Annotated in this window: 12 protein-coding genes; 4 read left to right on the top strand and 8 right to left on the bottom strand. The window is 68.4% G+C overall.

The genetic code is table 11. The features are described from left to right. On the top strand, positions 1–440 hold a 440-nt coding region (locus E8A12_RS10395), incomplete at its 5' end, for a hypothetical protein (RefSeq protein ID WP_363211938.1). 12 nt (positions 441–452) lie between these two features. Here E8A12_RS10395 and E8A12_RS10390 read toward each other — a convergent pair. Together E8A12_RS10390 and miaA are read right to left on the bottom strand one after the other, a co-directional pair. Continuing rightward, positions 453–2246, bottom strand: coding sequence for an acetolactate synthase 3 large subunit (locus E8A12_RS10390; RefSeq protein ID WP_293368350.1), 1794 nt, complete (start codon positions 2244–2246; stop codon positions 453–455). A gap of 169 nt (positions 2247–2415) precedes the next feature. After that, the gene (gene miaA / locus E8A12_RS10385; protein ID WP_293368348.1) at positions 2416–3345 is read right to left on the bottom strand and encodes a tRNA (adenosine(37)-N6)-dimethylallyltransferase MiaA; all 930 of its coding nucleotides are present in this window, start codon (positions 3343–3345) and stop codon (positions 2416–2418) included. Between miaA and serB the strand changes: the two genes are divergently transcribed. Both serB and E8A12_RS10375 read left to right on the top strand, forming a co-directional pair. Further along, positions 3344–4240, top strand: coding sequence for a phosphoserine phosphatase SerB (gene serB / locus E8A12_RS10380; RefSeq protein WP_293368346.1), 897 nt, complete (start codon positions 3344–3346; stop codon positions 4238–4240). The genes miaA and serB overlap by 2 nt on opposite strands. A gap of 48 nt (positions 4241–4288) precedes the next feature. Then, the gene (locus tag E8A12_RS10375; protein WP_293368344.1) at positions 4289–4960 is read left to right on the top strand and encodes an HAD family phosphatase; all 672 of its coding nucleotides are present in this window, start codon (positions 4289–4291) and stop codon (positions 4958–4960) included. Here E8A12_RS10375 and E8A12_RS10370 read toward each other — a convergent pair whose 3' ends face one another. From E8A12_RS10370 to hflK, 3 genes are read right to left on the bottom strand one after another with little or no spacing between them, the layout of a single operon-like run. Next, a complete protein-coding gene (locus E8A12_RS10370) occupies positions 4961–5503 on the bottom strand; it encodes a GNAT family N-acetyltransferase (protein ID WP_293368342.1) in 543 nt (180 codons plus the stop codon). It abuts the gene before it with no gap. After that, a complete protein-coding gene (locus E8A12_RS10365; protein WP_293368340.1) occupies positions 5503–6420 on the bottom strand; it encodes a protease modulator HflC in 918 nt (305 codons plus the stop codon). The genes E8A12_RS10370 and E8A12_RS10365 overlap by 1 nt, the downstream gene beginning before the upstream one ends. Continuing rightward, on the bottom strand, positions 6417–7613 hold the full coding sequence (gene hflK, locus E8A12_RS10360) for an FtsH protease activity modulator HflK (RefSeq protein WP_293368338.1): 1197 nt from the start codon (positions 7611–7613) through the stop codon (positions 6417–6419). Before hflK ends, E8A12_RS10365 begins: the two co-directional genes overlap by 4 nt. Before the next feature lie 128 nt (positions 7614–7741). Between hflK and E8A12_RS10355 the strand changes: the two genes are divergently transcribed. Then, positions 7742–8854, top strand: a complete 1113-nt coding sequence (locus E8A12_RS10355) for an Mrp/NBP35 family ATP-binding protein (protein ID WP_293368336.1) — start codon at positions 7742–7744, stop codon at positions 8852–8854. Between the two features lies 1 nt (position 8855). Here E8A12_RS10355 and E8A12_RS10350 read toward each other — a convergent pair whose 3' ends face one another. From E8A12_RS10350 to E8A12_RS10340, 3 genes are all read right to left on the bottom strand, one after another. Then, entirely contained in the window at positions 8856–10283 is a 1428-nt protein-coding gene (locus E8A12_RS10350) for an MFS transporter (protein WP_293368334.1), read from the bottom strand. A gap of 105 nt (positions 10284–10388) precedes the next feature. Then, on the bottom strand, positions 10389–11810 hold the full coding sequence (locus E8A12_RS10345) for an MFS transporter (protein WP_293368332.1): 1422 nt from the start codon (positions 11808–11810) through the stop codon (positions 10389–10391). A gap of 134 nt (positions 11811–11944) precedes the next feature. Next, on the bottom strand, positions 11945–12698 hold a 754-nt coding region (locus tag E8A12_RS10340; RefSeq protein ID WP_293368330.1), incomplete at its 5' end, for an SDR family NAD(P)-dependent oxidoreductase.

Genomic DNA, 12698 nt, shown 5'->3' with positions numbered 1-12698 from the left:
TCGTCCTCGCCGCCTTGATCACGCTCACCGTCGGATGCGCCGCGACGGCGCAGGAGCGCCGCTACGAGGTCGTTGTGAAGCCGATGTCGTCCGAGAGCGGCTTCGAGAAGGTGAAGGTGTCCAAGGCGGCGCTGGGCAGCACCCAGATCATGCTTTGGCGCAACGCCGCCATCAATCCGGACTGCACGGCGGTCGATGGCGTCACGCTCTCCATCCTGCGCCCGCCCGAGCACGGCAAGGCGACGGTGTCCGATGAGCCGCTCTATGCGGCCTACCCGCCGGCCAATCCGCGGTCGGCCTGCAACAACCGCAAGGTGCCCGGCCACCAGGCCTTCTATCAGGCGGACGCAGGCTTCACCGGCCACGACACGCTGGTGCTGCAGGGCTCCTCGCCCGAGGGCCGGGTGCGCCAGATCACGGTCGATATCCTGGTCCGCTAGGACCCCAGGCTCCTAGACCAGGCGCTTGCCCGCGTCGTCGATGATCGAGCCCAGGTCGCGGGCTTCCTCGGCCATGATCATCTCGTTGTGGGCCTTGCCGGAGGGGATCATCGGGAAGCAGTTCTCTTCCTTGGTCACCCGGCAGTCGAAGATCACCGGCTTATCCACCGCGATCATCTCGGCGATCAGCCCGTCGAGCTCGTCGGGGGTCTCGGCGCGGAAGCCGACGCCGCCGTAGGCCTCGGCCAGCTTCACGAAGTCCGGCAAGCTGGACGAATAGGAATGCGAATAGCGCTCGCCGTGCAGCAGCTGCTGCCATTGGCGCACCATCCCCATCCATTCGTTGTTCAAGATGAAGATCTTGATCGGCAGGCCGTACTGCACCGCCGTCGACATCTCCTGCATGGTCATCTGCACCGAGGCGTCGCCGGCGATGTCGATCACCAGACTGCCCGGGTGGGCCATCTGCACGCCGACTGCAGCCGGCAGGCCATAGCCCATGGTGCCCAGGCCGCCCGAGGTCATCCAGCGGTTCGGCTCCTCGAAGCGGTAGAACTGGGCGGCCCACATCTGGTGCTGGCCGACTTCGGTGGTGATGTAGGTGTCGCGGTCCTTGGTCGCCTCGTAGAGCCGTTGGACGGCGTACTGCGGCTTGATCAGCTTGGAATCGGGCGCGTAGCGGAAGCTGTCGCGGGCGCGCCAGATATCGATCTGCTTCCACCAGTCGGCCAGAGCGCGCTGATCCAACCCATAGCTCTTGGACTTCCAAATTTCGATCAGGTCGGCCAGGACCGAGCCCGCGTCGCCGACGATGCCGATGTCGGCGCGCACGTTCTTGCCGATCGAGGAGGCGTCGATGTCGATGTGGATCTTGCGCGAGCCCGGCGCGAAGGCGTCCAGGCGGCCGGTCACCCGGTCGTCGAAGCGCGCGCCGACCGCGATCATCACGTCGCAGTCGTGCATGGCGTTGTTGGCCTCGAAGGAGCCGTGCATGCCCAGCATGCCCAGCCACTGTGGACTGGCGGCAGGGAAGGCGCCCAGGCCCATCAGCGTCGAGGTCACCGGCGCGCCGGTCAGCTCGGCGAACTCGCGCAGCAGCCTGGAAGCTTCCGGGCCGGCGTTGATCACGCCGCCGCCGGTGTAGAGGATCGGCCGCCGCGCCTTGGCGATCATCGCCGCGGCCTCGGCGATGCGGCCGGGGTCGCCCTTGGTGCGGGGCGCGTAGTTGTGGACGTGCTTGACCTCGGCGGGTCCCTGATAGGCGCCCTTGGCGAACTGCACGTCCTTCGGAATGTCGATGACCACGGGACCCGGGCGGCCGGAAGTGGCGATATGGAAGGCCTCGTGCAGGATGCGCGGCAGGTCGGCCACGTCCTTCACCAGGTAGTTGTGCTTGGTGCAGGGCCGGGTGATGCCGATGGTGTCGCATTCCTGGAAGGCGTCGGTGCCGATCAGGTGGGTGGCGACCTGGCCGGTGATGACGATCAGGGGGATCGAGTCCATCAGGGCGTCGACGATGCCGGTCACCGCATTGGTGGCGCCGGGGCCGGAGGTGACCAGCACCACGCCGGGCTTGCCGGTGGACCGCGCATAGCCCTCCGCCGCATGGGTCGCGCCCTGCTCATGGCGCACCAGCACGTGCTGCAGGCGGGGTTCCGCGAAGAGCGCGTCATAGATCGGCAGCACCGCGCCGCCCGGGTAGCCGAAGAGCACCTCGACGCCCTGGTCGATGAGCGCGCGCACGACCATCTCGGCCCCGGACAGGGTGGTGGTTTCGGCTTCTATCGTCGGCGAATGGGCGGTCATGGCTCTGGCTCGGGTTTGGGCAATAAAAAAGGCCCGCTGGGGGCCTGGTGCAAGCGACCGTTGACGGACTGAGCTGATCTCAGACCGTGGCGGGCCGCCTTACGAGTACAAGAATGCTGCGCACGAGAATTTCCTAGAAGGAGTGGATCAGGCGTTTCGCATGCTGCGCCTAGGGCGTCAAGGCGGGGTTAAGGGCAATAAACTGCCTCCACTGGTCCTCGGCGTTAAGTTCCGTGAGCCGCGGCCAGTCCGCCATCTGGCCGCGCATCCAGGTGGTCTGGCGCTTGGCGTAGCGGCGGGTTTCCCGCTGGGCGGCGGCGATGGCGTCGGGGAGCGAGACCTCGCCGCGCAGGTGGGCGGCCAGTTCCCGGAAGCCAACCGCCTTCATCAGCGGCAGGGCCGGGTCGAGGTCGCGGGCGGCGAGCGCGGCGACCTCGTCCAGCACGCCCGTCTCCGCCATGGCCGCCAGGCGGGCGTCGCAGCGGGCGTAGAGCGCCTCGCGCGGCGGCTCCAGGGCGACGGCCGCCCAGGCGCCGGCGGGGAGGGCGAGCGCATTGTCGGCCTGCCAGTCGGAGAGCGGACGGCCCGTGGCGGCATAGACCTCCCAGGCCCGGCTCAGGCGCTGGCGGTCGTTGGCCGCGATGCGGGCCGCGGCGGCCGGATCGGGCTGGGCAAGGCGCGCGCGGAAGGCCTCCTGCCCCAGGGCGTCGTAATCGTCGGCGGTCTGGCGTCGGACCTCGGGGGGAATCTCGGGCGCCTCGGCCAGACCCTGGGTGAGGGCGCGGAAGTAGAGGCCGGTGCCGCCGACCACCACCGCCGGATGTTCCCGCGCGGCGATGTCGGCCAGCACCTCACGGGCCGCCCTCAGCCAGCGACCCGCCGACCAGCCCTCTGCGGCGTCGACGACGCCGAACAGGTGATGGGGGCTGCGGGCCTCCTCCTGCGGCGTGGGCCGGGCGGTGAGCGTCCGCAGGTCGGCGTAGAGCTGCATGGAGTCGGCGTTGACGATCTCGCCGCCCACGGCCTCGGCGAGGCGCAGGGTGAGCGCGGACTTGCCGCTTGCGGTGGGACCGGCGATCAGCCAGATGCGGGGCTCCATGGATCTGGTTCTTACCGTTGTTGCGCCGCCCAACGCAGGCGCTTTCTCGCTGGCCCTTCGCGAGGTGTTCGCCGGCGTGGGCGCCAAGGGGATCTCATCGCGCAAGCTGGACGCCGGCGAGAGCGCCGCCACGGACGTCTTCGTCGAGGGGCCGGACCTTGCCGCCCTGCGTGCGGCGCTCGAGGCGCCCATGGCGGGCCAGGCCCTCGACTGGTGCGTGCAACCGCTCGCGGGCCGGCGCAAACGCCTGCTGGTGGCCGACATGGATTCCACCATCATCAACGTCGAATGCCTGGACGAGATCGCGGATTTCGCCGGCCTGAAGGCGGAGATTTCGGCGATCACCGAGCGGGCCATGCGCGGCGAACTGGCGTTCGAAGGCGCACTGCGGGAGCGGGTGGCGATGCTGAAAGGCCTGCCCGTGACCGCCTTGCAAGCCGCCTATGACGAGCGGGTGCGGCTGAACCCCGGCGCGCGGACGATGGTCCGGACCATGGCCGCCAATGGCGCGCGCTGCGTGCTGGTCAGCGGTGGCTTTTCCTTCTTCACCAGCCGCGTGGCGCAGGCGGCGCTCTTCCACGCCCACCGGGCCAACACGCTGCTGGAGGCCGATGGCGCGCTCACCGGTTTCGTCGGTGAGCCGATCCTTGGCCGTGAGGCCAAGCTGGCGGCGCTTGAGCAGGAGGCCAAGGCCGGCGCCATTCCGCTGAGCGAGACCCTGGCGCTGGGCGACGGCGCCAACGACCTGGCGATGATCGAGGCCGCCGGCCTGGGCGTCGCCTATCGCGCCAAGCCCATCGTGGCGGCCCAGGCCGACGCGCGGATCGAACACACGGACCTGACGACCCTGCTCTATTTCCAGGGCTATTCGGAGGACGCCTTCGTTACAGACTGAAGGCCGGCTTGATTTGGCGCGGACCGCCGACTCCGCTTAGTGCGCCCCATGAATTTGCCGCGCGCCGTCAAAGCCGTCGTCTTCGACATGGACGGCCTCCTCATCGACACCGAGACGGTGATCTTCCGCGCCATGGAGCGGGCCACCGCCGCGATCGGCCGCGAGATGCCGTTCGCGGTCTTCCAGCGCATGGTGGGCCTGCAGGACGCGGACTCCGACCGCATCGTGATGGACCACTTCGGCGAGGGCTTCGACCTGGCGGCCTGGTCGCAGGGGGTCAGTGCGCACGCCCTGGAAGAGATGGAGGCGGGCGTGGCGCTCAAGGCGGGCGTGGAGGAGATCCTCGACTACCTCTCGGCGCAAGAGATCCCCTGCGCGATCGCCACCTCCTCCAGCCGCCGCGCCGTCGACCGCAGCCTGGGCCGCCGCGGCCTCGACACCCGCTTCGCCGCGATCATCACCCGCGAACTGCAGACCCGCGGCAAGCCGCACCCGGAGCCCTATCTGAAGGCCGCCGAGGCGCTGGGCGTCGATCCCGCCGACTGCCTGGCCCTTGAGGACAGCCACAACGGCGTCCGCTCGGCCTCGTCGGCCGGAATGATGACCATCATGGTCCCCGACATGCTCGACCCTACCGAGGAGATGCGAACCCTTACCGTCCGCATCGCCCGCGACCTGCACGAGGTGCGCGAACTGCTCGAAGCTCAGCGGTCGGCCTAGTCAGCGCAGGTCGATCCAGTAGCGGCGGCCGACGTCGCCCTCGATCCAGGGGTGCGGGATCTCGTCGCGGAACACCCCGCCATTCTTCTCGATCACCCGCGCGGACGCGGGATTGTTCAGGTTGACCGTGAGCGTCACCCGCTCCAACGGCAGGTTCTCGCGCACGTGGTCGAGCATGCCGGCCAGCATCGCCGTAGCGTGGCCCTGGCCGCGGGCGGCGGGACGCACCGCATAGCCGATATGACCGCCCCAGGACTCCAGGATGTCGTTCAGCCGGTGGCGAACGCTGACCGAGCCCAGGAACGCGTCGCCCTCGATCCACCAGAACTCTGTCTCAGGCACGCGCTCGCCGAGGCTGGCGTCGGGCAGGACGATGGTGGTCGGCGGATCCCTGACCATGCGGATGAACCACGCCGGCTCGCGGGCGATCTGGGCGATCATCTGCGGGGTTTCTGGCCGCAAGCTGTCGCGGGAATAGCCCTCGTGAAGGGCGTCCACGTAACTGGCCATATAGGCCATGTCCGGTCGGACGAGGGCCGGCATCAGCGTTTCGGGGCTGCGCCGCCGGCGTTCGGGCCCTGCTGCATCTCGCGCAGGATGTCGGTGTCTTCCGGGGACAGGATCATGGTGGTGTCACCCTGGCCCAGGCCGGCTTCATAGACCTGCATTCGCCGGTAGAACTTCGCGAAGCTGGGATCCTTGCCGAAGCTGTCGGCGAAGATGCGGGTGCGCTGCGCATCGCCCTGACCGCGGGTGGTCTCGCCGATCTGCTGGGCGTCGGCCAGCGTGATCGCCACCTGCTTGTCGGCGGTGGCGATGATCTCGCGCTTCTGCTGTTCGCCCTGGGCGCGGAACTGGGCCGCGAGCTGCTGGCGCTGCGACTGCATGCGCCGATAAACGTTGGCGCGGTTGGCCTCGGGCAGGTCGGCCCGCTTGATGCGTAGGTCGATGATCTCGATGCCGAGACGGGACTCCTTCGCCCGGCGCGCGACGTCCAGCTTGGACTGCTGCATCAACTGATCCCGGCGGGCGGAGATGATGTCCGTCTGGGTGGTCGAGCCCAGCACCTGCCGCAGCGACGAATTCACCAGCCGCTCCAGGCGGTCCTGGGCGATCTGCTCATTGCGCAGGGTTCGATAGTACTGCAGCGGGTCAGAGATGCGGTAGCGCAGGAAGGCGTCGACCACGAGCCGCTGCTGGTCGGCGTCGATGATCTCTTCCTGGTCGGCTTCCAGCGCCTGGTTGCGGCGGTCGAATTTGATGACGTTCTCGACGAACGGCTGCTTGACGTTGAGGCCGGCGCCGGACTGGCCGGGGGCGTGGATCACCCGCACCGGCTCGCCGAACCGCAGGACGACGGCTTCTTCCCGCTGATCGACGACGAACAGCGTGTTGGCCAGCACGATCACGGCCACGAAGCCCAGGATCAGCCAGAAGATCAGCGGGGTGGAGCGGCTCATTGGTCGCCCCCGGGCGGCGGCTGCTGTTGCGGCTGCGGTTGCGGCACGGGCGCGATCTGCACCGGCGCCTGCTGCTGGATCGCATTGGCGCCCCCGCGCGGTCGGAAGACATCCGACGGCAGGATCACCGGGGCCGTGACGCCCTTGCCGGAGATGATCACCTTGTTGGAGTTGGCCAGCACGCGTTCCATGGTCTCGGCGTAGAGCCGGTCGCGCGTCGCCTGCGGCGCGCGCTTGTATTCGTTGTAGATCGAGTTGAAGCGGGCCGCGTCGCCGGTGGCGGTGCGCACGGACTGCTCGCGATAGCCCTGCGCCGATTGGACAATCTTGGCCGCATCGCCCTTGGCCTCGTTGACCACGCGGTTGCGGTAGGTCTCGCCCTCGTTGACCGCGGTCGAGGCGTCCTGCTGGGCGTTGCTCACGTCGCGGAAGGCGGCGATCACTTCCTGCGGCGGGTTCACCGAGCGGATCTGCACCTCGACGACCCGGACGCCGGCGCCCCAGCTGTCGAGGGTCTTCTGCATCAGGTCGGCGGTCTCCAGCTGCACCTGGCCGCGACCGTTGGTGAAGATCGAGTCCAGCAGGGTCTTGCCGATCACCTCGCGCATGGCGCTCTCGGCGACGGCCTTCACGGCCTCTTCCGGATTGCGGGTCGCGAAGACGTAGCGGGCGGCGTCGGAGACGCGCCAGGTGACGCTGAAATTCAGGTCGACAATGTTCTGGTCGCTGGTCAGCATCAGGCTTTCCTGCGGGACGTCGCTGTCGGCGGTGCCGCCGCCGCCGATGTCGATCCGCTGCAGGCTGGTCACCGGCACCTTCTCCACCTCTTCGATCGGGTAGGGCAGGTGGTAGCGCAGGCCTGGCGCCTCTGAGCGGGAATAGGCGCCGAAGGTGGTGACCACGGCCTGCTCGTTCGGCCCGACCTGATAGAGGCCCGAGAGCGCCCAGAGCGCGAAGGCGGCCCCGGCGATGACCGCGATGACGCCCGGCTGCACGCCGCGGCCGCCGCCGCCGAACAGGCCCTGCAGCCGCTCGCGCAGGCGGTCCATGCCGGCGTTCAGGTCCGGGCCGCCGGGGCGGCCGGGGCCGCGTCCGCCGCCGGGCCGGCGCGAGGGCGAATCCTTGCGCTCACCGTCATCGCCCGAGGGCGGGGAGCCCCAGGGGCCGGGATTGGCGTTGTCGTTCCAGGGCATCTGCCGGGTCGGTCTTTGCTTTACGCTTTGGGCTTTGTTGTGGTCGATCCAGGCGCTGCGCCCCATATACAGCGACGCAGTCCGATGGATATGAGACCCAGCCTCCGTCAAAGCAAGCTTAAGGCGTCATGAGCGAAGAGACCGCCCCCGATCGAGCCGCGATCCTGACCGCCCTGGACGCGGTCAAGGACCCCAAGTCAGGCCAGGGCCTCACCACGGCGGGGCTGGTCCGCGGCCTGACCATCCGCGGCGACAAGGTGGTCTTCATGATGGAGATCCCGGCCGCCGACGCCGAGCTCTACGCCCCGGTCCGTGACGCGGCCGAGCGGGTCCTGGCCGCCGCGCCGGGCGTAGGATCGGCCCAGGTGGTGCTGACCGCCGAGAGCGCGGGGCCGCAACTCGCCGTCTCGCCCCGCCGCCGACCGACCGCGCGCGTACAGGAAGACCCGCAGGCCAAGCTCTCACCCATGGGCGAGGCCGAGCGCCCGCCGTTCGTCGGCAAGGTGATCGCCATCGCCAGCGGCAAGGGCGGGGTGGGCAAGTCGACGGTCTCGGTGAACCTGGCGGCGGCGTTTGCGCGGCTGGGCCTGAAGGCCGGCCTGCTGGACGCCGACATCTATGGCCCGTCCGCCCCGCACATGATGGGCATCAAGCACGAGGAGCCGACCTTCGACGAGGACAAGCGGCTGATCCCGCTGATGGCCTGGGGCGTGAAGGTGATGTCCATCGGCTTCATCGTCGAGGACGGGACAGCCAACATCTGGCGCGGGCCGATGGCGTCCTCGGCGCTGCGCACGCTGATGAACAGCGTCTGGGGCACCGAAGAGGACCCGCTGGACGTGCTGGTCATCGACCTGCCGCCGGGCACCGGCGACATCCAGCTCACCCTGGTCCAGAAGCTGCAGCTCGACGGGGTGGTGATCGTCTCGACGCCACAGGAGATCGCTCTGATCGACGCGCGGCGCGCGGCCACCATGTTCCGCAAGACCGGCGCCTCGATCCTGGGCGTGGTGGAGAACATGGCCTGGTTCCCCGATCCGGCCACCGGCGCGCGCATCCACATCTTCGGCGAAGGCGGCGCAGCGCGCGAAGCCCAGGCGCTGGGCGTGCCCCTGCTGGGGCAGGCGCCCCTCGACATGGCGCTGCGTCAGGCCTGCGACGACGGCGAGCCGCTCGTGGCGACCAAGCCGGACAGCCCCGCGGCGCATGTGTTCATGGATATCGCGCGCCGGCTGCTTTGATCTATTCGGCGGCCGCCGGTCTCTCTCCGACGGCGCCGCCCAGGGTGTCGATGGCGCTTTCCACGCCGACTTCGGCCGCGGCCAGCGCATCCAGCTGAGCGCGGATTTCGCCCTGCCGCTGCGCGGTCAGCGAGTAGCCGAAGAACATGGCGCCGCCGATCAGCGCCAGCACGATGGGCGCGAAGAGGTAGCACATCTCCAGGCCCCAGATGGCGTGGGGCGTGTTCACCGCCCCGTCCTTGGGGTTGAAGCCCACGTAGGCCAGGATCGGATAGACGATCGAGATGGTGATCGAGGTGCCGAACTTCTGGGTCATGGTGACGAGCGCGAAAAGCACGCCGGAACGTTCCTGGCCGGTCTCGAGGCGGAGCTGATCGGCGACATCGGCCACCATGGCGCGGACCAGGAGGATGAAGGCGCTGGCGCAGAATCCGACCGAGGCCATGCCGACCGCGGTCAGTGCGAACTGCCCGGCTGGCAGGGCCATCAGGATTGTCTGGGTGATGGCGTAGGCGACGCAGGCGACCTGCACGGCGCGATGCTTGCCGATCTTCTGCGCGACCCAACCCCAGAACGGCGCGCCGATGACCCCGGCGGCGGTGTAGGGGATCAGCAGCATCGGCACTTCGTGCAGCGAGAACCTCTTCGCCTCATGGAAGAAGAAGATGTAGATCGGCGCCGTCGTGGCGGGGCCCAGCGTCAGGAAGAGGTCCGCCAGCACCAGCCGCAGCATCGACGGCGTGGTGACCACCGCCGCATAGTCCTTCACCGTCAGGCGCTCTTTCTTGGCGGTGGGAGCGTCTCGCTCCGGCGCCAGCAGGAGCGCCAGCGGGACGACGATCACCGCGGCCCCGATAATGATCCAGCCGATGGTCGGGATGCTGGCCGCCTTCGCCGGGTTGATCTTGTCGTTGGTGATCCACGGCAGCAGGTTGATCGTTACGCTGCCGGCGAAGCCCAGACCCATCATCCAGCCGAAGATGCGCGAGCGTTCGTCGTAGTCGCCACTGATCGTGCCCGCCCAAGCCGAATGGCCCAGCACCAGAAGTGAGTAGGCCACGTAGAGCAGCGTGTACCAGGCCAGCAGGTAGGGGATGCCTGCGTCGAGCGGCGGATTGAACACCTTGTAGACCGCCAACACCGTCACCGGCAGGCCGAGGAGATACCAGGGCCGGTAACGGCCGAACGGCGTCTTGGTCTTGTCCATCAAGATGCCGAGCAGGATGTCGAGCCCGAGGTCCGACAGACGAATGGCGGCGATGGTCGCGCCCAGGGTCAGCAGGCTGATGCCGAGGTGCGAGGCGTAGAACTTGGGCAGGTAGACGCCCATGATGCCGAGCAGGAGATAGGCCGGGATGCTGCCGGCGGAAAAGGCGAAGAGCCGCGGAAATGATAGCCGGCCCGCAGGGGCCGCGGAGCTTAAGGTCACTGGGCGTCTCCCAATATCACTAGGTCACCCTCTGATGGGGTTCTTATCTAGGCAGGAGAGCTTGCAGATCTCCCCTGCGCAAGCGCTTTCCGTCACGGCAGGCGGTCACGGACCGGTGACGAGGGTCTCACCGGGCGATGGCGCGAGCCCCTCGATGACCGGGCTCTCAGCGTAGAGGGCGTCGCGCTCGTCGAGCTGGCGGCGGATGTCGGCGTGGCGTTCGGCCGACAGCTTGTAGCCGAGGAAGCAGGCCCCTCCGAGCATCACGAAGACAATGGGGCCGATCGCGTAGGCCAGCTCCAGGCCGCGGATCTGGGCAGGCCCGTTGATCGCGTGCTCGGCGGGATTGTAGCCCACCAGACCCAGCACCCAGAAGGTCAGGGCGACGGCGAAGGCGCCGGCCGCCTTGGTCGTGCCGCTGGTCATTGCGTAGAGCAGGCCGATCTGCTGCTGGCCCTTTTCCAGCCGGATCTCATCACCGATGTCGGCGGTGAGAGAGCGGATCATCACGACGCTTCCAGCGGCCAGGGCCCCGGCGAGGAACATCGGTGGCGCGGCGATGGCGAAGTTCGCTTTTGGCGACACGAAGATCACGATCAGCATCAGCGAGTAGCCGACGGCGGTGACCGCAAGCGCGCGCTGCTTGTTGATGCGGTTGGCGAGCCAGGCGGTGGCCGGCGCGCCGAACAGCCCGGCGGCGATATAGATCACCAGCAGGCCATTCGCCGCGGAGACCGAGAAGCCACGGCTGTCGGTGAAGAAGAACAGGTAGAGCGCGCTCATCCACGCCGGGCCCATGATGATGAAGAAGTCGGCGGCGATCAGGCGAAGGACGTTGGGGCGCGCGAGCAGGCCGGCGTAGTCCGACAGCCGCACCCGGCTGGCCTGGACCTTTGTTAGCGGTTCCGGAGTGCGCAGCGTGACCAGCGCGATGGTGATCGGGGCCATGATCACCAGGAACCAGCCCACCGCCTGGATGCCCTGGGCGTCGGTGCCATGCTCCAACTTGGCGACCAGGATCGGGATCACCAGGATCGCCACGGCGCCGAGGGTGCCCAGGCCCTGCATCGCCCCGAAGATGCGCGAGCGCTGGGTGTAGCTGGCGGCGAGCGTCGCCGCCCAGGCGTTGGCCGCCAGCAACAGCAGCGACATGCCCAGATACATGATCAGCAGCCACAGCAGCAGATAGCCGCGCGAGGCCCCGACGGGCGCCTCGTACATCATGTAGATGGCCAGCATCAGCACCGGCGCGCCCAACATCATCCAGGGCCGGTAGCGGCCGAGCGGCGTGCGCGTGCGGTCCATGATCAGGCCCAGGAACGGATCCAGCGGGATGTCGATCAGGCGGATCAGGCCGAACACCCCGCCCACCGCCAGGCCCAGGCCGATGTGGCGGGCGAAGTAGTTCGGCACCTGCACGGCGACGGAGGTATTGAGCGCGGCGAACGGCAGATAGCAGCAGGCGAAGGTGAGGGTCGCCGAAAGCGACAGCGGCCCTGCCGGGGCGCCCTTGGCCTTTGACAACATGCAGCTCCTCACCATGCCACGCCTCTGGCGGGCGCGGTCAGGGGGCAAGGTTACGCGCGTCCACCTGCGGGCGCGCAAGTGGATTCGGCGTAATGTGGATCACTGAACGCCCCGTCGCGCCGGGGCGCGCGTCGTCAGCCGCCCTGCATCTTCCGGAAGACCTTGGCGGTCTGCTCGCCGCCGGCGTTGTAGGGCTGCTCGCCCTTCGGATCGACGATCTTGGACCAGCTGTCGCGGACCTCTTCCACCGACAGGCCCTTTTCGCCCAGGTAGACGCCTTCGGTCTCGACGAGGTGGGACATGGCGAAGGCGCCGGCGCCTGCGGTCAGGATCACGCCGCTCGGCGCCTCTTCCGAGCAGAGGAACACCACGCCCGGGGTCACATATTCAGGCTTCAGGTGGGCCAGGATTTCCGGCGGCATCAGGTTCTCGGTCATCCGCGTGGCGGCCACCGGAGCGATCGCGTTGACGTGGATGTTGTTCTTCTGGCCCTCGAGCTTCAGCGTGTTCATGAAGCCGATGATGCCGAGCTTGGCCGCGCCGTAGTTCGACTGGCCGAAATTGCCGTAGAGCCCGCTCGACGAGGTGGTGACCACGATGCGCCCGTAGTTCTGGGTGCGCATGATCTCCCAGACCGCCTTGGCGGGCTTCACCGTGCCCATCAGGTGCACGCCGAGGACGAACTCGAAGTCGGCGATCTCCATCTTGGAGAAGGTCTTGTCGCGCAGCACGCCGGCGTTGGCGACCAGGATGTCGATGCGGCCCCAGGCGTCCATGGCGTGCTTGACCATCAGGGTGACGCCGGCGTCGTCGGTGACCGACGAGCCGTTGGCGATCGCTTCGCCGCCGAAGGCCTTGATCTCCTCCACCACCGCGTTGGCGGCGTCC

It is taken from the genome of Phenylobacterium sp. (assembly GCF_004799395.1).
Lineage (GTDB): Bacteria > Pseudomonadota > Alphaproteobacteria > Caulobacterales > Caulobacteraceae > Phenylobacterium.
Note: the sequence above shows the minus strand (reverse complement) of the source record. Positions and strands in the feature narration are given on the sequence as shown.

Excerpts from the sequence above, each read along its gene's own strand:
- E8A12_RS10370 (WP_293368342.1), bottom strand. The coding sequence starts at position 5,503 with ATGCCGGCCCTCGTCCGACCGGACATGGCCTATATGGCCAGTTACGTG.
- E8A12_RS10365 (WP_293368340.1), bottom strand. The coding sequence starts at position 6,420 with ATGAGCCGCTCCACCCCGCTGATCTTCTGGCTGATCCTGGGCTTCGTG.
- E8A12_RS10390 (WP_293368350.1), bottom strand. The coding sequence starts at position 2,246 with ATGACCGCCCATTCGCCGACGATAGAAGCCGAAACCACCACCCTGTCC.
- hflK (WP_293368338.1), bottom strand. The coding sequence starts at position 7,613 with ATGCCCTGGAACGACAACGCCAATCCCGGCCCCTGGGGCTCCCCGCCC.
- E8A12_RS10375 (WP_293368344.1), top strand. The coding sequence starts at position 4,289 with ATGAATTTGCCGCGCGCCGTCAAAGCCGTCGTCTTCGACATGGACGGC.
- E8A12_RS10355 (WP_293368336.1), top strand. The coding sequence starts at position 7,742 with ATGAGCGAAGAGACCGCCCCCGATCGAGCCGCGATCCTGACCGCCCTG.
- serB (WP_293368346.1), top strand. The coding sequence starts at position 3,344 with ATGGATCTGGTTCTTACCGTTGTTGCGCCGCCCAACGCAGGCGCTTTC.
- E8A12_RS10345 (WP_293368332.1), bottom strand. The coding sequence starts at position 11,810 with ATGTTGTCAAAGGCCAAGGGCGCCCCGGCAGGGCCGCTGTCGCTTTCG.
- miaA (WP_293368348.1), bottom strand. The coding sequence starts at position 3,345 with ATGGAGCCCCGCATCTGGCTGATCGCCGGTCCCACCGCAAGCGGCAAG.